The 22,078-nt window shown below is 63.4% G+C and carries 20 protein-coding genes; 13 read left to right on the forward strand and 7 right to left on the reverse strand.

The window, feature by feature from the left end:
* The first annotated feature begins 24 nt into the window (after window positions 1-24).
* Window positions 25-1,176, forward strand: coding sequence for a GGDEF domain-containing protein (locus tag DQG18_RS12040; RefSeq protein ID WP_116654519.1), 1,152 nt, complete (start codon window positions 25-27; stop codon window positions 1,174-1,176).
* 191 nt (window positions 1,177-1,367) lie between these two features.
* Here DQG18_RS12040 and sseA read toward each other — a convergent pair whose 3' ends face one another.
* Window positions 1,368-2,198 (reverse strand): 3-mercaptopyruvate sulfurtransferase, encoded by an 831-nt coding sequence (gene sseA / locus DQG18_RS12045; protein ID WP_116654520.1) that lies wholly within the window; start codon window positions 2,196-2,198, stop codon window positions 1,368-1,370.
* 14 nt (window positions 2,199-2,212) lie between these two features.
* Window positions 2,213-3,154 (reverse strand): nucleoside hydrolase, encoded by a 942-nt coding sequence (locus DQG18_RS12050; RefSeq protein WP_116654521.1) that lies wholly within the window; start codon window positions 3,152-3,154, stop codon window positions 2,213-2,215.
* A gap of 218 nt (window positions 3,155-3,372) precedes the next feature.
* Here DQG18_RS12050 and rirA point away from each other — a divergent pair, with 218 nt between their 5' ends.
* Together rirA and DQG18_RS12060 are read left to right on the forward strand one after the other, a co-directional pair.
* Window positions 3,373-3,828, forward strand: coding sequence for an iron-responsive transcriptional regulator RirA (gene rirA / locus DQG18_RS12055; protein WP_116654522.1), 456 nt, complete (start codon window positions 3,373-3,375; stop codon window positions 3,826-3,828).
* Window positions 3,829-4,174: 346 nt separating this feature from the next.
* Window positions 4,175-5,095 carry a DMT family transporter gene (locus DQG18_RS12060; RefSeq protein WP_245958451.1) on the forward strand — a complete coding sequence of 307 codons (921 nt, stop codon included), beginning with the start codon at window positions 4,175-4,177 and terminating at the stop codon, window positions 5,093-5,095.
* A 176-nt stretch (window positions 5,096-5,271) separates the two neighbouring features.
* On the opposite strand, the gene DQG18_RS12065 is transcribed toward DQG18_RS12060, so the two are convergent.
* Complete coding sequence (locus tag DQG18_RS12065; RefSeq protein WP_198669755.1) at window positions 5,272-5,910, reverse strand: TetR family transcriptional regulator C-terminal domain-containing protein; 639 nt, start codon at window positions 5,908-5,910, stop codon at window positions 5,272-5,274.
* Window positions 5,911-6,200: 290 nt separating this feature from the next.
* Here DQG18_RS12065 and DQG18_RS12070 point away from each other — a divergent pair, with 290 nt between their 5' ends.
* Both DQG18_RS12070 and DQG18_RS12075 read left to right on the forward strand, forming a co-directional pair.
* Window positions 6,201-6,986 carry a ThuA domain-containing protein gene (locus tag DQG18_RS12070; protein ID WP_116654523.1) on the forward strand — a complete coding sequence of 262 codons (786 nt, stop codon included), beginning with the start codon at window positions 6,201-6,203 and terminating at the stop codon, window positions 6,984-6,986.
* A 39-nt stretch (window positions 6,987-7,025) separates the two neighbouring features.
* Window positions 7,026-8,072, forward strand: a complete 1,047-nt coding sequence (locus DQG18_RS12075) for a Gfo/Idh/MocA family protein (RefSeq protein ID WP_116654524.1) — start codon at window positions 7,026-7,028, stop codon at window positions 8,070-8,072.
* Between the two features lie 176 nt (window positions 8,073-8,248).
* Here DQG18_RS12075 and DQG18_RS12080 read toward each other — a convergent pair whose 3' ends face one another.
* The gene (locus DQG18_RS12080) at window positions 8,249-9,856 is read right to left on the reverse strand and encodes a bifunctional metallophosphatase/5'-nucleotidase (protein ID WP_116654525.1); all 1,608 of its coding nucleotides are present in this window, start codon (window positions 9,854-9,856) and stop codon (window positions 8,249-8,251) included.
* Window positions 9,857-10,099: 243 nt separating this feature from the next.
* Between DQG18_RS12080 and DQG18_RS12085 the strand changes: the two genes are divergently transcribed.
* Window positions 10,100-10,963: a cytochrome b/b6 domain-containing protein gene (locus tag DQG18_RS12085; protein WP_116654526.1), complete on the forward strand. Its 864-nt coding sequence runs from the start codon at window positions 10,100-10,102 to the stop codon at window positions 10,961-10,963.
* Window positions 10,960-11,748, forward strand: coding sequence for a molybdopterin-dependent oxidoreductase (locus tag DQG18_RS12090; RefSeq protein WP_116654527.1), 789 nt, complete (start codon window positions 10,960-10,962; stop codon window positions 11,746-11,748). The genes DQG18_RS12085 and DQG18_RS12090 overlap by 4 nt, the downstream gene beginning before the upstream one ends.
* A gap of 46 nt (window positions 11,749-11,794) precedes the next feature.
* Here DQG18_RS12090 and DQG18_RS12095 read toward each other — a convergent pair whose 3' ends face one another.
* Together DQG18_RS12095 and DQG18_RS12100 are read right to left on the reverse strand one after the other, a co-directional pair.
* Complete coding sequence (locus DQG18_RS12095) at window positions 11,795-12,289, reverse strand: ureidoglycolate lyase (protein WP_116654528.1); 495 nt, start codon at window positions 12,287-12,289, stop codon at window positions 11,795-11,797.
* On the reverse strand, window positions 12,289-13,113 hold the full coding sequence (locus tag DQG18_RS12100) for a bifunctional allantoicase/(S)-ureidoglycine aminohydrolase (RefSeq protein ID WP_116654529.1): 825 nt from the start codon (window positions 13,111-13,113) through the stop codon (window positions 12,289-12,291). Before DQG18_RS12100 ends, DQG18_RS12095 begins: the two co-directional genes overlap by 1 nt.
* Before the next feature lie 80 nt (window positions 13,114-13,193).
* Here DQG18_RS12100 and DQG18_RS12105 point away from each other — a divergent pair, with 80 nt between their 5' ends.
* Together DQG18_RS12105 and DQG18_RS12110 are read left to right on the forward strand one after the other, a co-directional pair.
* Window positions 13,194-13,655, forward strand: coding sequence for an SRPBCC family protein (locus DQG18_RS12105; protein WP_116654530.1), 462 nt, complete (start codon window positions 13,194-13,196; stop codon window positions 13,653-13,655).
* Window positions 13,656-13,729: 74 nt separating this feature from the next.
* Window positions 13,730-15,097 (forward strand): serine hydrolase, encoded by a 1,368-nt coding sequence (locus DQG18_RS12110; protein ID WP_157970147.1) that lies wholly within the window; start codon window positions 13,730-13,732, stop codon window positions 15,095-15,097.
* A 173-nt stretch (window positions 15,098-15,270) separates the two neighbouring features.
* On the opposite strand, the gene puuE is transcribed toward DQG18_RS12110, so the two are convergent.
* On the reverse strand, window positions 15,271-16,692 hold the full coding sequence (gene puuE, locus DQG18_RS12115) for an allantoinase PuuE (RefSeq protein WP_116654532.1): 1,422 nt from the start codon (window positions 16,690-16,692) through the stop codon (window positions 15,271-15,273).
* Window positions 16,693-16,838: 146 nt separating this feature from the next.
* On the opposite strand from puuE, the gene uraH reads away from it, so the two are divergent.
* The 4 genes from uraH (at window position 16,839) to xdhC (ending at window position 21,998) form a co-directional block, all read left to right on the forward strand.
* The gene (uraH, locus tag DQG18_RS12120) at window positions 16,839-17,195 is read left to right on the forward strand and encodes a hydroxyisourate hydrolase (RefSeq protein ID WP_116654533.1); all 357 of its coding nucleotides are present in this window, start codon (window positions 16,839-16,841) and stop codon (window positions 17,193-17,195) included.
* A gap of 3 nt (window positions 17,196-17,198) precedes the next feature.
* Entirely contained in the window at window positions 17,199-18,653 is a 1,455-nt protein-coding gene (gene xdhA, locus DQG18_RS12125) for a xanthine dehydrogenase small subunit (RefSeq protein ID WP_116654534.1), read from the forward strand.
* A gap of 193 nt (window positions 18,654-18,846) precedes the next feature.
* Window positions 18,847-21,183 carry a xanthine dehydrogenase molybdopterin binding subunit gene (gene xdhB, locus DQG18_RS12130; RefSeq protein ID WP_116654535.1) on the forward strand — a complete coding sequence of 779 codons (2,337 nt, stop codon included), beginning with the start codon at window positions 18,847-18,849 and terminating at the stop codon, window positions 21,181-21,183.
* A complete protein-coding gene (xdhC, locus tag DQG18_RS12135; RefSeq protein WP_116654536.1) occupies window positions 21,180-21,998 on the forward strand; it encodes a xanthine dehydrogenase accessory protein XdhC in 819 nt (272 codons plus the stop codon). Before xdhB ends, xdhC begins: the two co-directional genes overlap by 4 nt.
* The last annotated feature ends 80 nt before the right edge of the window (window positions 21,999-22,078 follow it).

Below are 22,078 nucleotides of genomic sequence, written 5' to 3' on the forward strand. Positions count from 1 at the left end.
ACGTTGCTACGGAACGCTCTATCTATGACATTCGATTATGGTTCGGTTCTGCTCGCCGTCGGCGCGTCGGGCGCTGCTCTGAGCTTTACGCTGTTCACCAACTGGCTGCGCCAGCCCGGATCGGGGTTCCTCATGACGTGGTCGAGCTCGATCGCCATCGTCGTGCTCTCGGTCATCATGTTCGCGTTCTTCAACGCGACCGGCAGCATGCTGCTCGGCGCGCTTGCGTGCATCCTGCTGACCACCGCCATCGCCGTGCATCAGGGCGGCGTGGTCCAGTTCCGGGACGGATATCTGCCGCGAAAGCAGGTGGCGGCGCTTGCGGCCGTCCTTGCACTGCCGCAAGCGGCGGCGTTTGCCCTGGGTTTTGACGGGCTGGGCTTTCTGGTGGTCAACGTGCTGAGTGCAGGCCTTGTCTTTTATTGCGGCGCGCAATACTGGCGCATGCGCGCGGAATCTCCTGCCGCGCTGGGAACGATTGCCCTTTTGCACTTCATTCTTGCGGTAACGTTCGTGCTGTGTGCCGTGGTGGGCGTTCAGGAAAACCCGCTCTATCTCGATAACGGCTCGCCACAGAACTGGGCCGAGGTTGCCAATCTGGTCGCCTCGGTGATCGCGCTGACGGGGATCGGGGGGCTTCTGGTGACGGTGCACCAGGAGCGCATTTCAAGGCAGCACCGGCACAACGCGCTGACCGATCCGCTGACGGGCCTCAAGAACCGGCGCGCGCTATACGAGCTATTCGAGGGGCGGGACGTGCCGGTGAAAACGGCAATCGTCGTGCTCGATCTCGATCAGTTCAAGGCCCTGAACGATACTTATGGGCATGCGGTGGGCGATGCGGTGCTCAAGGCGTTCGCGGGTATCGTCAGCGGATTTCTTGAAGCGGACGATGTGGCGGTGCGGCTCGGCGGCGAAGAATTCGTTCTGGTGCTACCCGACCGCTCGGTCGCCGAGGCGACGGCGCTGGCCGAGCGCGTCCGGGTCGCCATGGCGCGCACGGTGCACGAGGTGGACGGAGTGCGGGTGAACTGCACGGTAAGCGCGGGAATCGCAATTTCCGACAAGCCGGGCCGGAGCTTCGATACGCTGATGCGCAAGGCCGACAACACGCTCTACCTCTCCAAGCGCAACGGGCGGAACAGGGTTACGGCGCCTGATCGAGACGCGGCCTGAACGCGGTGGTTCTATAGTTTTCTGCTGGCATCGCTGGCCCCCTCATCCGACCTCCGCTTCGCTCCGGCCACCTTCTCCCACGAGGGGAGAAGGGTAACCCTGTGGTGGTTTCGGTTCTTGAGCCTCCTCTCCCCTCGTGGGAGAGGGGTTGGGGGTGAGGGGGCAGCGATGTTCGCTGCAAACGCTGATGCCTAATCCTTCTCGACCGGCGCGTCCTTTCGTGCGCCCCATTCGGTCCAGGAGCCGTCATAGAGCTTGACGTCGCGTGCGCCGATGGTGTCGAGGGCGAGGGTGAGGACGGCGGCGGTGACGCCGGAGCCGCAGGAGGTGATGACGGGCGCGGAAGGGTCGATCCCGGCCTGCCGGATGGCGGCTTCGAGTTCGACGGGTGATTTGAGGCTGCCCTCTGCTATGAGGTCGGAAAAGGGCAGGTTGCGCGCGCCGGGCATGTGGCCGGAGGCCAGTTCCGGCCGGGGTTCGGGGGTGGTTCCGGCAAAGCGTCCGGCGGGGCGGGCATCGAGGATCTGGCTGCCCGCGCGGGTCGCGGCGAGGACGGTATCGAAATCGGCCACGGCGTTGCGGTCTGGCGTGGCATCGAAGCGGGCGGGCGTTGGGTTGGCCGGGCCCGATTGCAGCGGGCGGTTTTCGGCGCGCCATCGGGGGCCGCCGCCTTCGAGGATTTTTACGTTGCGGGCGCCCATCGCCTTCAGCGTCCACCAGACGCGGGGCGCGGAGAAAAGGCCGTATTCGTCATAAACGATGGTGGTCTTGTCCGGAGCGATGCCGAGCGCGCCCGCCATGCGCGAAAAGGTCTGGGCATCGGGCAGCATGTGAGGCAGGCCCGAAGAAGTGTCGGCGATGGCATCGATATCGAAATGGACCGCGCCGGGGATATGGCCCGCCTCGAACTCGGCGAGCGCGTCGCGGCCCGCATTGGGCATGTGCCAGGTGCCGTCGACGATGACGATATCGGGATCTCCGAGACGATCGGCGAGCCAGGCGGTGGATACGAAATGCGACATGATGGGGGCTCCTGTCAGGGAAGGCGGGCGAGGCGTTCGGTGAGAAGGCGGTAAAAGGCATCGGCATCGCCGTCGCGGATGAACATGGCGTTGCGGGGCTTGTCGGTGATGAGCCAGTAATCGGCGACCGTCATGCCGCGTGTGAGCTCGCTTGCGGTTTCGATCTCGACATTGCACTGGCGGCCCGAAAAGATGTCCGGCGCGAGCAGCCAGGCGGTGACGCAGGGGTCGTGCAGCGGCGCCCCGTCCCAGCCGTATTTCTGCAAATCGAAATGCTCGGAAAACGAGAGCATGCCGGCAATGGCGGCGCCCGTCCTGTTGCCCAGATCGCGGAATGCCTTCATGCGCCCGGGGGTGGTCAGCATCTTGTGGGTGACGTCGAGCGGCATGACGGTTACGGGCGCGCCGCAGGCAAAAACCGTGGCGGCGGCTTCGGGGTCGACATAGATGTTGAACTCGGCGGCGGGGGTGATGTTACCCACCTCGAAATAGGCGCCGCCCATGAGGACGATTTCCTCGAGCCTTGCGGCGATGCGGGGCTCCTTGACGAGCGCCGTGGCGATATTGGTGAGCGGGCCGAGGGCGCACAGGGTAACGGTGTTTTCGGGGGCGCTCATCACCGTTTCGATGAGAAAATCGACCCCGTGCCGGTCCTCGAGGGTCTTGACCGGATCGGGCAGGTTCGAGCCGTCAAGGCCGGTGTCTCCATGGACGTGCTCGGCGGTGACCAGCTTGCGCATCATCGGGCCGGGGCAGCCGGCAAAGACGGGAATATCGGTGCGCCCGGCAAGCTCGACGATCCTGAGGGCGTTTTTCGCGTTCCGGGCGAGCCCCACATTGCCCGCGACTGCGACGATGCCAAGGACGTCGAGCTCCTCGGGTGAGGCGAGCGCGAGAAGGATGGCGACGGCATCGTCCTGTCCGGGATCGCTATCGATGATGATTTTACGCGGCAAGGAAAACTCCGGAAGAATCGAAGCGAAGGGCTGAACGTTAGGATACTACAGAATTGGAAGGAACGGGCGCCGGGAAAGGGACGGGGGTTTTACCTGTTAAACATGATGGCTCCGTTCACCTTTCCTTGACACAGTTTAGAATTGTTATAAAGTACGGCCATGCTGGCGGCCCGAAAAATGCCGCCGCAATTCTCGTTTTCCTTGGTGGAAGGTCCCTCATGCGCTTGACCCGTCAGACCAGTTACGCCGTCCGTACGTTGATGTACTGCGCGGTCAACGACCCCGAACTGTCGCGGGTGAGCGATGTCGCCAAGGCCTATGGCATTTCCGAGCTGTTCCTGTTCAAGCTCATCAAGCCGCTGGTCGAGAACCGGTTGCTCGAAACCGTTCGCGGGCGGCATGGCGGGATCAGGCTGGGCCAGCCGGCGGCGGAGATAACGCTGCTCGACGTGGTCAAGCTTACGGAAGAAAGTTTTGCACTGGCCGAATGTTTCGAGGGCGGGGACACGAATTGCCCGCTGGTGGGCGGGTGTGAACTCAACGGCGCGCTGACCGAAGCGCTCGAAGCGTTCTTCGGCGTGCTGCGCTCCTACACAATCGCCGACCTCACCGACAAGCGCCGCGCCATGCGGTCGCGTCTCGGGCTCGAAATGGTGGAACTGGAATTCAACTAGGCCGGTTCGGCGTTCCTTCCGTGCCTGGTGACGCGGGGTGCAAGGAAAATCCGCATTTCTATAAATATGATCTTTACAGTCATATTATGATGGGCTAAACACTGCTCCTGCAGGAGTGAGGCCTGCCCCTTGGCCCTGTATGCGGAGCGCCAAAGCTGCATACAGGGCCTTTTTGCGTCTTGCCTTTTGCCGGAATGGCAGATGTGCCCGGGGCGCTTTCGTGCTAGAGAAAATCCGTCCTTGACGGAATCCCCGGCCTTTCTGTTGGCTTCCCCGGCGAACGCCGGGATAGCGACTGAGGAAATGGCCGTTTCCGACAAACCTTGAAAGCCTCTAGCACAACGGCATGACTGAGATCAGATCCTCGATTCTTCATGCGACCGGCACCGAAAAGCTGCGCGGCCATCTGGCGATGGTGTGCTTTGCGGCGCTGATCGCGGGTTCGTTCACGCTGGCGCCGCTGGCGCTGCCCCATATCGATTCGGTTTCGCTCAACGTCGTGCGCTACATCGTTGCCGTGGCGGCGATGGCGGGGTGGATGTTCGGTATCCAGCGCAAGCGGTTTGCGTGGCCCAGTGCGCCGTGGCGCTATCTGGTGCTGGGCGGGCTGATGGCGATCTATTTCGTCACCATGTTCATCGCGCTGACCATGACCTCGCCGGTATCGACCAGCGCGGTCTTTACACTCACCCCGCTGATGACCGTGGGGTTCGGGCTCCTGCTGGCCGGGCAGACGTTCGGGCCGATCCTGTTGCTGAGCCTTGCCGTTGCGGCGTGCGGATCGGTGTGGATGATTTTCGGGGGCAGCGTCGAGACGCTGCTCGACTTCAAGATCGGGCAGGGCGAAATCATCTTCTTTTTCGGCTGTGTCGCCCATGCGCTGTATGCGCCGCTGCTGCGCCGGCTCAACCGGGGCGATCCCCAGGCGCTTGCAACGTTCTACATTCTGGTCGGCACGGCGCTGTGCCTCACCCTTTACGGGCTGCCGCAGATCGTAACGATCGACTGGCTGGCGCTGCCGCCGGTGGTGTGGGCGGTGGTGTTCTATCTGGCGATCGCGACCGGGATCATATCGTTCGCGCTCATCCAATACGCCTCGATGCGCCTGCCTGCCGCAAAGGTGATGTCCTACAGCTATCTCGTGCCCGCCTATGTCATCGTCTATGAGGGGATTTCGGGGCATGGCTGGGCCAGCCCGAGCGTGGCGTTGGGCGCGCTGGTGACAGGGCTGGGGCTGGTCGTGCTCTATTTCGCGCCGGACAAGTAGGCCTTATCGATATTCAACGTTCATGGGGAGCATTGCTGGCCCCCTCATCCGACCTTTCGCTTCGCGAAAGCCCACCTTCTCCCACGAGGGGAGAAGGGGAAGCGTGGGGCAGCCACACGAGCCCCCCTCTCCCCTCGTGGGAGAGGGGTTGGGGGTGAGGGGGGTGCGGTGGTGCCTTATTTCTTCGGCGTGAGCCCGTGCAGGAACAACTGGTCGAGGAAGCGGGCGGCGTCCTCGAAGCGGGTTTCGCCGCCGCGCTCCTTGCCGAGCACGGCGCGGACCTGGATGTCGAAATCGGCATAGTGCTGGGTGGTGGCCCAGATCGAAAAGATCAGGTGGCGTGCATCGCATCGGGCGATCCGGCCCTGGGCCATCCATTTTTCGATGACCCGGGCCTTCTCATCGACCAGATCCTTGAGATCGGTGTGCAGCACGTCGGAAAAGCCGGGCGCGCCGCGCAGCATCTCGTTGGCGAACAGGCGGCTTTCGCGGGGGAAATCGCGGCTCATCTCTAGCTTGCGGCGGATGTAGGACTGAAGCTCGGGCAGCGGGTCGCCGTTTTGGTCGAGCGCGCGTAGCGGCTCGAGCCAGGTGTCGAGAATCCGCGCAAGCAGGGGGGCGTGGATGTCTTCCTTGGATTTGAAATAATAGAGCAGGTTGGGCTTGGACATGCCCGCCGCGTCGGCGATCTGGTCGATGGTCGACCCGCGAAAACCGTACTGGGAAAATACATCGAGCGCGGCTTCGAGGATCAACTCGTGCTTTTCCCGCTGGATGCGGGTCACAGGTTTCGTATTTTCGGCATCCATGCTCATGGCCTGCAAGCGTTTCCTCTGGAGCGTATCGCTCAAGCTATCGCATTATCGCGCGTCCGGACCGGCAAAGTGATGGGAAAGCGCAGCGGTAGATCATTGCCTTGTGCGTTTCATCGACAGTGCTGGAATTTTTCCAATCGGTCAAAAAATTTCGACCGGCAGGTGTCGATTTGTGCGTTTTGCACAGACAATCTTTTTTGTTGGCCTTGCAACTTGGCCCCTGCCAAACGAATTGGAAACACGATAAGGCTGCCGGACATGAAGGTCCAAAACGTTTTGGGAGATTGGCGATGGCCGTAAGGGCATTGGTCTGGGGCGAGAATGTCCACGAGCAGGAAAACGAGCTGGTTGCCTCGCTTTATCCGGACGGCATGCACGAGGCGATCGCCCGGCTGTTGCGCGAGGATCAGGGAATCGAGGCGCGGACCACGGTATTGCAGAACCCCGAGCACGGGCTGACCGAGGCGGTGCTGGCCGAGACCGACGTTCTGGTCTGGTGGGGGCACGCGGCCCATGGCGAGGTTGCCGACGAGATCGTCGAGCGGGTGGCGGAGCGGGTGTGGGAAGGCATGGGGCTGATCCTTTTGCACTCGGCGCATTTCTCAAAAATCTTCAAGCGGCTGATGGGCACGCCCTGCGCGCTCAAATGGCGCGAGGCGGGCGAACGCGAGCGGCTGTGGGTGGTCAATCCGGGACACCCGATCGCTGCCGGGCTGGGCGAATATTTCGAGCTCGAGAACGAGGAGATGTATGGCGAGCCCTTCTCGGTGCCCGAGCCTTTGGAGACGGTGTTCGTCTCCTGGTTCCAGGGCGGGGAGGTGTTCCGTTCGGGGCTGACCTATCGGCGCGGGGCGGGGAACGTCTTTTATTTCCGGCCCGGCCATGAGACTTATCCCACCTATCACGACGCCAATGTGGGCCGCGTGCTGCGCAACGCGGTCAACTGGGCATACAACCCCAACGCGCCTTACCGGCATCTGCTCGATGCACCCAACATGCCGGTGGACAAGGCGCTGGAGCCGATCGAGGAGCGCGGCGGAAAGCTGCACAAGCCCGGCGAAGCCGGTTTCCGCTGACCGTTATAATTGCCACCACCTTTCGTTAACGGAGCGGCCATGCGGCTTGTGATCCTTGGAACCGGCAATATGGCGCGCGCGCATGCCGCGCATTTTGCCACCATCGAGGGCGTCGAAATCGTCGCGGCGGTGGATGTCGATGGCGAGCGGGCGCGGGCCTTTGCCGAGGCGCATCATATCGGCAAGTGGTTCGCCTCGCTCGAGGATGCGCTGGCGTGGGGCCGGTTCGATGCCGTCGCCAATGTGACGCCGGACCGGTTCCACCACAAGACGACCATGGCCGCGCTGGGGGCGGGCAAGCACGTCTTTTGCGAAAAACCGCTGGCCACAAACCATTTCGATGCCGAGGAGATGGCGGTGACAGCCCAAAAGGCCGGGCTGGTCGGAATGGTGAACCTTACCTATCGCAATGTGGCCGAGTTGCAGAAATTCCGCGAGATCGTGGCATCGGGTGCGGTGGGCACGATCCGCCATGTGGAGGCGAGCTATCTGCAAAGCTGGCTGGTCTCGCGGACGTGGGGCGACTGGCGGACCGACGACACCTGGCTCTGGCGGCTCTCGCGCGGTCATGGCTCGAACGGCACCCTGGGCGATATCGGCATCCACATCCTCGATTTTGCCGTCTACGGGATCGGCGCGGAGGTCGAGCGGGCCTTTTGCCGGCTCAAGACGTTCGAGAAGGCGCCGGACGGGCGGATGGGAGAGTATGTGCTCGATGCCAACGACAGTTTCACCATGAGCCTTGAATTTTCATCCGGCGCGCTCGGCGTCGTCCATGCAACGCGCTGGGCGACGGGCTATCTCAATACGCTGCGCCTGAGGGCCTATGGCGAAAAGGGCGGCATCGAGGTGCAGCACGGTATGGAGGGATCGCACCTCAGGGTCTGCATGGACGAGGACATCGAAACGCAAACCTGGCGCGACATGCAGGTCGAGGCGGTGCCGACGAACTATCACCGCTTTGCCGAAGCCGTTATGAGCGGGGTGACTGGCGATCCCGACTTCCGGCATGCCGCCAATTTGCAAAAGGTGCTGGATCTGGGGTTTGTTTCCGACGAGAAGCGCGCGGAATTGAGCGTGCGGTAGAGGTGGGTTTGGAGGCTGCGCATTTGGGATTTGCGCGTGTGGCTTCACCCCTCCCCAGCCCTCCCCGTCGAGGGGAGGGTGCTTCCTTTTCCGGGGCACTTCCATACGCACAAGGCCAGCATGAAATGACGATGCCCAAAAGGGCGCGCCCGTGAGGCGCGCCCCGTGTTGCGATCTTACTCGCCGGCCTCGGTGATGCGGCCGTCGGTGTAGGGTTCGTAGATCCCGCCCATTTTGGCGATGTAGTCGGCCAGGACCTGTTCGAGCGGCGGGCCGAAGTCGTAGGGGTTGTCGCCTTCGGCGAAGGTGCCGTAGCCGTCGCCGCCGCGGCGCATGTAGTCGTTGGTGACGACGGTGTAGATGGCCTCTTCATCGATCGGCGCCCAGCCGTCTCCCTCGGGCACCAGAACCTCGACGATGCGCGAGCCGGCCGGCTGGGACTGGTCCCAGGTGTATTGCAGCCCGGCGACCTGCGGGAAGCGGCCCGCGCCGTTCTCGACATCGCTCACGCCATTTTCCAGCGCATCGATCACATCGGCGCCCGAAATGTCGACGGTGGCGAGCGTGTTGGAGAAGGGCAGGACGGTCAGCACCTCGCCCATGGTGATCTCGCCCGCATCGATCGAGGCGCGCAGGCCGCCGCCGTTCTGGATGGCGAAATCGCCGCCGCTGGCAGCGACGCGGTCGAGCATGGCGTCGGCAACAAGGTTCCCCATGGTGCATTCCACGATGCGGCACACTTCGCGCGAGCCCTCGATGGCCTCGGTCGTTTCGCCGATGACCTGTTCCATCAACTCGAGAATCGGCTCTTCAAGTTCGGCCAGCCGGGTGACATAGCCTTCGTCGGGGGTGACCGAGGCATCGACGAGAAGCGGCTCGCCTTCAGCCGAGATCACGTTGCCTTCATCGTCCCACGTAACGACCAGATGGCCCAGATATATCCCGTACTGATAGGCGGTGACGACCGGCACTTCATTGCCGTTCGGGCCTTCGATCAGCGTGGGATAGGGGCCGGTTGCGTCCTCGGCGGTATTGGAGAGCAGGGTGTGGGAGTGACCACCGACGACCACATCGATGCCGGGAACGTTCGCGGCGATCTCCATGTCGTGGGTGTAGCCGATATGGGTCAGCGCAATGATCTTGTCGACACCGGCGGCGGTCAGTGCATCGACCTGGGCGCGCAGGCTGGTGAAGGCATCCTCGAAGACCACATTGTCGCCGGGCGAGGAGGTTTCGTCGGTGTCTTCGGCAAGCGCGGATACGAACCCGACCTTCTCGCCGCCGATTTCGAGCACGTGGGTGCCTGCGACGCGACCGGCCAGGAGCGGCTCGTTATCGACATTGGTGTTGCCTGAAATGATGGGGAAATCGACCGCATCGAGCAGCCTGGCCAGTTCTTCGGGCCCGTCATCGAACTCATGGTTGCCGACAGCCATCACCTCGATGCCCAGATCGTTGGTGAATTCGGCGATGATCTCGCTGCGGTACTGGGTGTAAAAGAGTGAGCCTTGGAACTGGTCGCCCGCATCGAGCAGGACCGCGTTCTCATCGCCAAGGCCGGCGCGGGTATCATCGATGATAGTCTTTAAACGCGCGATACCACCGAAGCATTCCCCCGCCGCATCGGCATCGGGCGCACAGTTGGAATTGGAACTGGTGACAGGCCCAAAGCGCGAATGGAAATCGTTGATGTGGAGGATGTTGAGAGTGAAATCGGCGCGCGCGACCCCTGTGAACGTCAATGCGAGCGCGAGGGCGGATACGCCCGTCAGCAGATGTTTCATGTTCCCTGTCCTTTGAATTAGCAGGCTGTGACAAGCCCCTCTTGCCATGCCGGTGCGACGCTTCGATTACAGTTATGCGGATGAAGCGGGCCTCCGGGGCGCAGTTAAGCGCAGAAAGAGGAGCGGGAAAAGCCAATTTTTGACCATGTGGTCAATTTGTGACAATCGGGCAAATCTGCGTGAAGTGTTCCTTTCCGGGGCCGGAAGCGGGTAGGATCGGGACGAGGGGCGGAGGAATCGATAATGAGCGCGCCGAGCAATGAGGAAAAGGCCGGGGCAGGTTCGCGGGCAAAAGGGCCCGTCATCCATCGCCAGTCGATCTGGACGCGGGCGACCCATTGGACGTGGGTGGTGTGCCTGTTCTTCCTGCTCCTGAGCGGATTGCAGATCTTTAACGCGCACCCGCGGCTCTATATCGGGCAGGAATCGGGGTTCGCGTACGACAATTCGGTGTTTTCGATCCATGCCGAGCGCACGCCTGAGGGCGGGGTGGCCGGGGTCACGACGGTCTGGGGGCAACGGTTCGAGACCACGGGCGTGCTGGGCTTCAGCGGCGGCGGGGACCAGCCGCTGCAATCGCGGGTGCGGGCCTTTCCCGCCTCGGTGACGATTCCCTCCTATCAGGACCTTGCGACCGGGCGGGTCGTGCACTTCTTTTTCGCCTGGGCGCTGGTGGGGACCATGCTGGTGTGGTTCGTCGCCAGTCTCGTTAACGGGCATTTGCGGCGTGATATCGTTCCGCGCGGGGCGGATATAAAGGGTCTGCCGGGAGATGTTGCGAGGCATACGCGGTTGCGGTTCGGGCACGGGCGCAGCTACGCCCCGTTGCAGAAGCTCAGTTATGGCCTTGTGCTGCTGATCCTTTTCCCGCTGATCGTCCTCACAGGGCTGGCCATGTCGCCGGGGATCAATGCGGGCTGGCCGTGGATCGTCGATATTTTCGGCGGGCGGCAGACGGCGCGGACGATCCATTTTTGTGTGATGGTGCTGCTGGTCGCCTTCTTTGTCGTCCATGTGGCGATGGTGGTGCTAGCCGGGCCGGTCAACACGATGCGCTCGATAATCACCGGAAAATACCGGATCGATGCAGGGGAGGAGGAACGATGAAAAAGCTGATGCTGACGCGCCGGCGGTTTCTCACCGCTGCGGCGGCCGGGCTGGCGGGCACGGCGCTGGCCGGGTGCGATGCGTTCGATGGCATGATGGCGCCGGGCAGTCCGGTGCGGAATTTTCTGGCCGGGGCCAACGATCTGACGCTGGGCGTGCAGCGGGCGCTTATCGGGCGCGAGGCGCTGGCGCGGGAATTTTCGGAAAGCGAAATCCGGCAGGGGATGCGCCCGAACGGGGCGACCAACCCCAATTCCATGGATTACATGTTTCTCCGGCAGGGCAATTTCGGGCTCTACACGCTCGAAGTCGGCGGGCTGTGCGAGGCGCCGCAGAGCTGGTCGCTCGAGGAGTTGCACAACATGCCCTCGCGCACGCAGATCACGCGGCACGATTGCGTGGAGGGCTGGAGTTGCATCGCCAAATGGACCGGGGTGCCGCTGGCCCACATTCTGGGCGAGGTGAAGCCACGCGCCTCGGCGCGGTTTGTGGTGTTCCACTGCTTTGACGTTCACGCGGGCGGGGCGGGCGGCGTGCCCTATTACGAGAGCATCGACATGATCGATGCCTACCATCCCCAGACGATCCTTGCCTATGGCATGAACGGCGCGCCCCTGCCGGTCGAAAACGGCGCCCCCCTGCGGGTCCGTATCGAGCGCCAGCTTGGCTACAAGATGGCGAAATACATCTCGCGCATCGAACTGGTGGAAGATTTGAGCCCGCTATGGGGCGGCAAGGGCGGGTATTGGGAAGACCTCGGCTATGACTGGTATGCGGGGATTTAGAGCGATGGGCCCCGGCTTTCGCCGGGGAAGCGATGGGGAGAACGGGTCAGGTCAGCGTGACCGTATAGGGCTCATCGAAGGTGAATTCTTCAAGGTTCACCCCATCCCCGCCCCGATCCACCACCAGAAAATCGCCCTCTTTCTCCAGCGCGGTCAGCACCCCGTGCCAGACGTTGCGGGCGATATTGATGCCCACGCCCGGTTGGGTGAGGAAGGCGCGGGGGGTGCCGGGCCTGCCGTTGTCGTCGGGGCAGACGGTTATGAGGAAGGGACGGTCGTGGAGCGGCATGAAGGCTTGCGAGCCGAGTGGATGGCGCTCGACGAGGCTTAGCGTCAGGGGGAGGGGGTAGGGCTGGCCGCGGAAGATCGAGATGAGCGTGCGCCCGTTTTCGCCGCCGATCTCGACAGAGGCGAGGTCGTGGAAGCGCTCGGTCTTCCCGTTGTTGATCGGAAAGTGATGCGCGCCCTCGGTGGTCAAAACCTGGCCGAAGGGCGCAAAGGCTTCCTTTTCCAGCGGTTCGATGCGGATGGTGCGAGCCATTACAGTTTCAACTTCGGGTGCCGGTTGACGTCCTTGTAGAGCAGGTAGCGGAAAGGCCGGGGCCCGCCCGCGTAGCACGCCTGCGGGCAGAAGGCGCGCAGCCACATGAAATCGCCCGCCTCGACCTCGACCCAATCGTCATTGAGCCGATAGACGCCCTTGCCCTCGAGCACATAAAGCCCGTGCTCCATCACATGGGTTTCCATGAACGGGATCACCGCGCCGGGCTGGATGGTGACGATGTTGACGTGCATGTCGTGGCGGATATCGGCGGGGTCGACAAAGCGCGTCGTCGCCCACGCGCCGCCGGTATCGGGCATGGGGGTGGGCGTAAGGTCCATGTCGCTTGCAACGAACGGCTCGGGGATATCGATCCCCTCGACCTTTTCATAAGCCTTGCGAATCCAGTGAAAGCGGGCCGGTGTGCCGCTCGTGTTGCGCAGCGCCCACATGGTGCCGGGCGGGATGAAGGCATAGCCGCCCGTTGCCAGCGTGTGGGGCGTGCCGGCCAGCGACAGTTCGATCTCGCCTTCGACGACGAACAGCACGCCTTCCGCTTCGGGGTCCGGTTCGGGCCGGTCGCTGCCGCCGCCGGGCGCCACCTCCATGATGTATTGCGCGAAGGTTTCGGCAAAGCCCGAGAGCGGGCGCGCGATGATCCAGGCTTTGGTTGCCGTCCAATGGGGCAAAAGGCTGGCAACGATCTCGCTCATCACGCCTTTGGGAATGAAGGCATAGGCGGGCTTGAAGACGGCGCGGCCGGAAAGAAGCTGGCTTTGGGGCGGCAGGCCGCCGGGAGGGGTGGCATAGGTATGGTCTGACATTGCAACCTTGTGTCGGCTCGTCGGTTTTTTTGATTGATAGCCTAGAAACGGGGCGGGGGCCATCAGCGAGGAGACGTGCGATGGAATTGAAATTCACGGTTTCGGGCCGGATCGCAAAACCGGTGCATGAAGTGTTCGAGGCGGTGGCGGACCCTGAAAAGCTCTCGGGCTATTTCACGACCGGCGGGGCGAAGGGGCGGCTGGAGACCGGTGCGGTGGTGACGTGGGATTTCCACGATTTTCCCGGTGCGTTTCCTGTCAACGTGGTCGAGGCCGTGCCGGACGAAAAGATCGTGCTAACGTGGGGCGCGGTGCCCGAAGGGGAGGACGGGGAGAGCTACGATACGACCGTCACCATGCGCTTCGAGCCGCTGGACGGCAACACGCGCACGCTGGTGACGATCGCCGAGGAAGGGTGGAAAGAGACGGAAACCGGCCTCGAATCGTCCTACGGCAATTGCGAGGGCTGGACGGGCATGCTGTGCGCGATGAAGATTTATGTCGAACACGGCATCAATCTGCGCGAGGGATTTTACAGGTAGCGCGATCCGCGGGGAGCGAAAACCGGCCACATTCGTTTGTGAAATGTCGGTTCAAAGCTATCCGGAGTCTGATTTTGCGTAGTGCAGTTTTTCTCGTTGGCGTGGCGCTGGCCATGCCGGTCATGGCCCAATCGCCGGTGCCGCCCGATGATGATATTCGCGCCCTTCTCGAGCGGCGCGTCAATAATGAGCGGCAGGGTGTGGGACTGGTCGTCGGGGTGGTGGAACCCGAAGGAGCGCGGGTCGTCTCTTATGGCACGTTGGGCGTCGGGGACGACAGGGCGGTTGATGGCGATACGCTCTATGAGATCGGCTCGGTCAACAAGGTGTTCACGACGCTTCTGCTGGCCGATGCGGTGGAGCGGGGCGAGGTGAGGCTGGACCAGCCGGTGGCCGAACTGCTGCCCGAAGGCGTGACGATGCCCGAACGCGACGGGCAGGAGATCACGCTGCTCGATCTTGCGACCTACCGGTCGGGCCTGCCCCGGCTGCCGGACAATTTCGATCCCCGGGACATCGACGATCCTTACGCCGATTACACGGCGGACGATCTTTACGCTTTTCTTTCGGACCATGAACTCGAACGCGGTATCGACGAATCCTATGAATATTCAAATCTCGGCGTGGGCCTGCTCGGCCACGTTCTGGCGCTCAACGCGGGGACCGACTACGGGACACTCCTCAAGGAACGGATTCTCGATCCGCTGGGGATGGACGACACCATGCTCGTTGTGCCCGAAGACCTTTCGGATCGCTATGCGGCAGGGCACGACGCCGATCTGCAACCGGTCGATGACTGGACCTGGGACGTTCTGGCGGGGGCGGGCGCGCTGCGCTCGACGGTCAACGATCTCGACATCTTTCTGTCGGCGGTGATGGGGGAGACCGAAACCGACCTCGCCCCCGCCATCGCGCTGGCGACGGCGCGGCATGCTGAGGTCGGCGACGGGGTGACCGGCATGGGGCTGGGCTGGCACATCACGCCCTTGGGCGATGACGAGATGGTCTGGCACAATGGTGGCACGGCGGGCGCGCGGGCGTTCGTGGGGTTTTTGCGCGAAGCGGGCGCAGGAGTTGCGGTGCTCTCGAACGTCGGGACCCCGCATGGGGTGGACGATCTGGGCGCGCACCTGCTCGACAATTCGATCCCGCTGGTCGTGCCGCCGCGCGAGGCGGAAGTCGATCCGGCGGTGTTTGTCGGGCTCGAGGGTGACTACGCGCTTTCGCCGGATATCACCATCACCGTTCACGCCGAGGACGGCGAGCTGTTCGCGGCTCTGACGGGGCAGGAGGCGGCGCGGCTCTATCCGACGAGCGAGACGGAATATTTCTATCGAATTGTCGATGCGCAGATTGCGTTCGAGGTGGATACGGACGGCAAGGCCACCGGGCTGACGCTCTATCAGTTCGGGATGGAAATGGAAGCGCCGATGGTGGAGTAGGGCGGGGCCATTGATTTCTTTGCTGGCATCGCAGCACCCCTCATCCGACCTCCGCTTCGCTCCGGCCACCTTCTCCCACAAGGGGAGAAGGGTAACCCCTGCGGATATTTCGGCTTTTGAGCGCCCTCTCCCCTTGAGGGAGAGGGGTTGGGGGTGAGGGGTGGGCAGATAACTTACTCTTCCCCGAACAGCGCCTCTATCCGTAACTGGGCGATGCGTTCCACCTGTGCGCAGGCGGTGGAAAATTCGGTGTCGCGGTCGTTGTCGACGCGGCGTTTGAAGGCGTCGAGGATCGAGGCCTTGGTGTTGTCGCGGACTGCGATGATGAAGGGGAAGCCGAACTTTTCCGTGTAGTTTGTGTTGAGATCGGTGAAGGCCTCGCGTTCGGCATCGGTCAGCGCATCAAGGCCGGCGGAGGCCTGTTCGGAGGTGGATTCGGCGGTGAGGCGTTTGGCGGCCGCCAGTTTCCCGGCAAGGTCCGGGTGGGCCTTGAGGACGCCCAGGCGTTCATCGTCGCTCGCCATGCGGAACTGGTTGCGGAGCGCGAAATGGATGCCGAAGGGGGTGTCGTTGACCGGCCCCAGTTCCGCCTGCCAGGCGCGCTGGGCGATGAAGGGCGAATGCTCGTATATGCCCCCGAACGCCTGCATGAAGCTCGGGGCATCCATTTGCGAAGGGACAAGGCGGGGGGCCTTATAGGGGTGATGCTCGGCCCAGTGGCGGGCGATATCGATGCGGCGGGGCACCCAGACCTTGTCGAAGCCCTTGATGTAGTCGACGAATTTTTTCAGCCCCTCGAAGCGGCCCGGCTGGCCGGCGAGGCGGCAGTGCAGCCCGATGCTCATCATCTTGGGACTGCCGTTCTTGCCTTCGCGATAAAGGCAATCGAAGCTGGCCTTGAGAGCCTCGAAGAACTGCTCGCCATTGGCAAAGCCGGATGCGGTGACGAACCGCATGTCGTTGTTCGATAGCGTATAGGGAATGATGAGTTGGGGGCTGGCGTTGTGGACGCGCCAATATGGCAGGTCGTCGTCATAGGTGTCCGAAACATAGGCGAAGCCGCCTGTCTCGGAAACCAGATCCACGGTGTTGATCGAGCAGCGCCCGGTGTACCAGCCGAGCGGGCGCGAGCCGGTGGCGATGGTGTGCAGCCGAATCGCCTCGGCGATCTGGGCGGCCTCCTCCTCGCGCGGCATGTCCTTGTGCTCGACCCATTTAAGCCCATGCGATGCGATTTCCCAATCGGCGTCGAGCATGGCCTCAACCTGTTCGGGCGCGCGCATCAGGGCGGTGGCGACGCCATAAACGGTGACGGGCAGGCCGTTTTCCACAAACAGGCGATGGAGCCGCCAGAACCCGGCGCGGCCACCATATTCGTACATCGATTCGATGTTCCAGTGCCGCACGCCCTGCCAGGGGGTGGCGCCCACCACATCGGCCAGAAAGGCTTCCGAAGCTGCATCGCCGTGCAGCACGCAGTTCTCGCCGCCCTCCTCGTAGTTGAGGACGAACTGAACGGCGATATTGGCGCCGCCGGGCCAGTTGGCGTGGGGCGGGTTGGCGCCGTAACCCTGGAAATTGCGAGGATAACGCATGGAGAACCCTATGAAGACCGAATGCTGGAGCCAAGCTTAGCTGCTATTTTTTAGACCATGTGGTAAAAAATTGCATTGTCCCCTCTTTCACTTATCGCCATTTGGGCCGATAGTTGGAAGGTTTGCGTATTGAGGAGGGGCATACGATGAGCGGAACGGGGCGGCTGACCACCCATGTACTCGACACGGCCAACGGGCATCCGGCGCGGGGGCTCGATATTGACCTTTATCGGGTGGTCGATGGCGCTCTCACCCATGTCCGGCACGTGACCACGAATGACGATGGCCGGTGCGATGCGCCGTTGCTCAGCGGCGCGGATATCAATGTGGGGGCCTACGAGCTTCAGTTCCAGGTCGGCGAATATTTCCGCGAACTCGACGGCACGGCGGCGACGTTCCTCGATGTGGTGCCGGTGCGGTTCGTGCTGTCCAACCCCGACCAGCATTATCACGTGCCGCTGCTGGTCTCGCCTTTCGGTTATTCCACCTATCGCGGGAGCTAGGCCATGGCGCGCGATACGGTCCGGTTCTATCTCAACGATGCGCTGGTCGAGCGGGGCGATGTCCGCCCCGACGAAACGCTGCTCGATTTTTTGCGCCTCGAAAAGATGCTGCGCGGCACCAAGGAAGGGTGCGCGGAGGGCGATTGCGGGGCCTGCTCGGTGCTGGTGGGGCGGCTCGACGGCGAGGGGCTGGTTTATGAGGCGGTCAACGCCTGCATAAGATTTGTCGGCTCGCTCGATGGCACCCATGTGGTGACGGTGGAGCATCTGGCGGGCCGGGATGGCGCGCTCCATCCGGTGCAGCAGGCCATGGTCGATTATCACGGCAGCCAGTGCGGGTTCTGTACGCCGGGGTTCGTCATCTCGCTTTATGGGCTGTGGCTGGAAAATCCCAACCCGTCCGTGCCCGAGGTCGAGCGCGCCCTGCAGGGCAATCTCTGCCGCTGCACGGGCTATGCGCCGATTGTGCGGGCCGCGCAGTCGATTTCCAGTTACGGGCAGGCGGCCGAAGATGCGCTCAATGCCGAACGCGAGGCGATCCGGGCCCGGCTTGCCGGATTGCGCGACGGCCAGCGGGTCGAGGTGCGTTCGGCAGGCGGCACGGTGATCGTTCCCGCCGATGTGGACGATCTCGCGGCGGTTTTTACAGAACACCCCGAGGCGACGATCATTGCCGGTTCGACCGATGTGGGGCTGTGGGTCACCAAGTTCATGCGCGATATTTCGCCGGTGGTGTTCATCGGGCATCTGATGCGGGAGATTTCGGTTTCCGGGGAGGCCATCACTTTTGGCGCGGGGGTGAGCTATACGCAGGCGTTTGGCGTCATTGCCGAGCATATCCCGCAGATGCGGGAGCTCTTTGAGCGCATTGGCGGGGCGCAGGTGCGCAACATGGGGACGATTGGCGGCAATATCGCCAATGGCTCACCCATCGGAGACACCCCGCCGCCGCTGATCGCGCTGGGGGCGAGCATCACGCTGCGCAAGGGAGACGCCCGCCGGGTGGTGAAGCTCGAAGACTTCTTCATCGAATATGGCCGGCAGGACCGGGCGGAGGGCGAGTTCGTCGAGGCGGTGACGGTGCCGTTGCCGAGGGCGGATGAGATGTTCGCCACCTACAAGATCTCGAAGCGCCGCGAGGAAGACATCACTGCAACGCTCGGCGCCTTCCGGGTGAAGGTCGCCGATGGGGTCGTTGCCGAGGCGGTGATCGCCTATGGCGGGATGGCGGGAACGCCCAAGCGCGCAAACGCGGTGGAAGCGGCGCTGGTTGGCAAGCCGTGGACGATGGAAACCATCGCGGCCGCCATTCCGGCGTTCGAGACCGATTATCAGCCGCTGACTGACTGGCGGGCGTCGGCGGACTACCGGATGCTGGCGGCCAGGAATTTGTTGCGGCGGTTCTTTATCGAGAGCGGCGGGGACGTGGCGCGTATCGTGCGGCACGAGGTGGCGTGATGGGGAATGGTTGGCTTTTGGGTGTATGGAAACATCGCTGCCCCTCATCCGACCTCCGCTTCGCTCCGGCCACCTTCTCCCACGAGGGGAGAAGTGGAAGCGTGGGGCAGCCACACGAGCCCCCCTCTCCCCTCGTGGGAGAGGGGCTGGGGGTGAGGGGGCAGCGATGTTTGCAGATGGCTGAGGTGTTGTCATGACGGCTCTTGACGCAAGGAAGCCCATCAGGGGCGGGGTCCATATTTCCCAGCGGCACGATTCCGCGCACAAGCACGTGGCCGGAACTGCGGAATATATTGACGACATGGTCGAGCCGACCGGCACGCTCCATGCTTATCTGGGGCTTTCGACCTCGGCGCATGGTGAGATCGTTGCGATCGATCTCGATGCGGTGCGGGCGGCGCCCGGTGTGGTGGGGGTTCTGACGGCGGGGGACGTGCCGGGGCATAACGATGTAAGCCCGGTCGGCAAGCATGACGAGCCGATCTTTGCCGAGGGCAAGGTTTCGTTCTGGGGCCAGCCGATGTTCGCGGTGATCGCGGAAACGCGGGATCAGGCGCGGCGGGCGGCGCACAGGGCCAAGGTCGAATACCGGGAGTTGCCGTTCGCGGGGGACGTTGCGGCGGCGCGGGCCGCCGGGGGCGAACTGGTGACCGAAAACATGACGCTCAAGCGCGGCGATGTGGCCGCGGGGCTGGCTTCCGCGCCACGCCGCATCGCGGGCACCGTCACCATGGGCGGGCAGGACCACTTTTATCTCGAAGGCCAGATCGCCATGGCGGTGCCGGGCGAGGACGACGAGGTCACCCTTTATTCCTCCACCCAGCATCCGAGCGAAATCCAGCATATGGTGGGGCACGCGCTGGGCGTGCCGTCCAACGCGGTCAACGTCATCAGCCGCCGGATGGGCGGGGGCTTTGGCGGCAAGGAGACGCAGGGCAATCTTTTTGCCGTGGTGGCGGCGATCGCGGCCAAGAAATATGGCCGGGCCGTCAAGATCCGTCCCGACCGGGACGATGACATGACCGCGACCGGCAAGCGGCACGATTTCGTCGTCGATTACGACGTGGGGTATGACGACGAGGGGCGGATCACGGCGGTCGATGCGGTCTATGCGGCGCGGTGCGGCTATGCAGCCGACCTTTCCGGGGCGGTGACCGACCGGGCGCTGTTTCATGCGGACAACGCCTATTTCTACCCCGCCGTGCGGCTGCAATCGGAACCCCTGAGGACCAACACGGTCTCCAACACCGCATTCCGGGGGTTCGGCGGGCCGCAGGGGATGGTGGCGTGCGAGCGCTGGATCGAGGAAATCGCCTATAGTCTGGGCAAGGACCCGCTCGATGTGCGCAAGGCCAATTTCTACGGCGAGGGCGAGCGCAACGTCACGCCCTATCACCAGACGGTTACCGACAATATCATCGGGCGGATCGTCGATGAACTGGAGGCAAGCGCGGATTACCGGGCGCGGCGGGCGGCGATCGTCGAATTCAATCGCACATCGCCGATCCTCAAGCGCGGGATTGCGCTGACGCCGGTCAAGTTCGGCATCAGCTTCACGATGACCGCCTTCAACCAGGCCGGGGCGCTGGTCCATATCTACAAGGACGGGTCGATCCACCTCAATCACGGCGGCACCGAGATGGGGCAGGGGCTTTACGTCAAGGTGGCGCAGGTGCTGGCCGATACGTTCCAGGTCGATCTCGACAAGGTCAAGATCACCGCAACGACGACCGCCAAGGTGCCCAACACCTCGGCGACGGCGGCGTCTTCGGGCTCGGACCTCAACGGGATGGCGGCGGCCAATGCGGCCGGGCAGATCAAGGCGCGGCTGGTTGCGTTTGCGGCGGAAAAATACGGGGTTGCCGAAGACGCGGTGGTGTTCGAGCCCAATTGCGTCTTGATCGGCAACCAGCGGTTCGACTGGGCCGATTTCATCGACCAGGCCTATTTCGGGCGGGTGCAGCTTTCGGCGGCGGGGTTCTACAAGACCCCGGACATTCACTGGGACCGCGCGGCGGGCAAGGGCCAGCCCTTCTTTTATTTCGCCTATGGCGCGTCGTGTTCGGAGGTGATCGTCGATACGCTGACCGGGGAATATATGGTCGAGCGCGTGGATATCCTCCACGATGTGGGCAAATCGCTCAACCCGGCCATCGATATTGGGCAGATCGAGGGCGGGTTCATACAGGGCATGGGGTGGCTGACCACCGAGGAATTGTGGTGGGACGCCAAGGGGCGGCTGCGGACGCACGCGCCCTCGACCTACAAGATCCCGCTCGCCTCGGACGTGCCGAAGATCTTCAATATCAAGCTCGCCGAATGGTCCGAGAACAAGGCGCCGACCATCGGGCGCTCCAAGGCCGTGGGCGAGCCGCCCTTCATGCTGGCGATGTCGGTGCCAGAGGCGCTGTCGATGGCGGCGGCGAGCGTCGTGGATTACGCGATCCCCCCGCGCATGGATACGCCGGCAACGCCCGAGCGGGTGCTGATGACCATCGAGCGTTTGAAGCGCGAGGCGGCGGCCCGATGAGCATTATGCCCCAGCGGCTGCGCGATTTTCTCGACCGCACGGGCGATGCCGTGCTGGTCGAGGTGGTCGAGGCGCTGGGCTCCACCCCGCGCGAGGCCGGGGCGTGGATGGTGGTTTCCGCCGCCGACGCGCTGGGGACGATCGGGGGCGGGCAACTCGAATTCCTGTGCATTGCGCGGGCCCGTGAGGCGCTGGCGTCGGGCGAGGGCGTCGCCGCGCTCGATATTCCGCTCGGGCCCGAGATCGGGCAGTGCTGCGGCGGACGGGTGTCCGTGAGCCTGCAGCGCATCGATGAGGAAACCGCGAAAATGCTGCGCGAGCGCGCGGTGCGCGAGCGCGCCCTGCAGAGTGCGGTTTATGTCTTCGGTGCGGGGCATGTGGGCAACGCTTTGGGGCAGGCGCTCTCGCTTTTGCCCCTGCGCACGCTTCTGGTCGACAACCGCGCCGAGGAGATTGCCAAGGTGCCGGCGGGCGTCGAGGCACGGCACGTCGCCGTGCAGGAAGCGGTGGTGCGCGAGGCGAAACCGGGGTCGGTGTTCGTGGTTCTGACGCACGACCACGGTCTCGATTTCCTCATCGCGCAGGAGGCGCTGGCGCGGGGAGACGCGGCCTATGTGGGGATGATCGGGTCCAAGACGAAACGGGCGACGTTCAGGAGTTGGCTGCGCGATATGGGGTTCGATGTGGGGCTGATGGACGGGCTCACCATGCCCATTGGCGGGTCGGATGTGGACGACAAGCGCCCTGAGGTGATCGCGGCGCTGACGGCGGCGGAGATTTTGCGGGCGGTGGCGGGAGAGAAACGCAATGCCTGAGTACTTGGCTTCACCCCTCCCCAGCCCTCCCCATCAAGGGGAGGGTGTTTCCTTTTCTTCAGCACTCTCCCGCGCACAAG

It is taken from the genome of Pelagibacterium sediminicola, from assembly GCF_003390885.1.
Taxonomy (GTDB): Bacteria; Pseudomonadota; Alphaproteobacteria; order Rhizobiales; family Devosiaceae; genus Pelagibacterium; species Pelagibacterium sediminicola.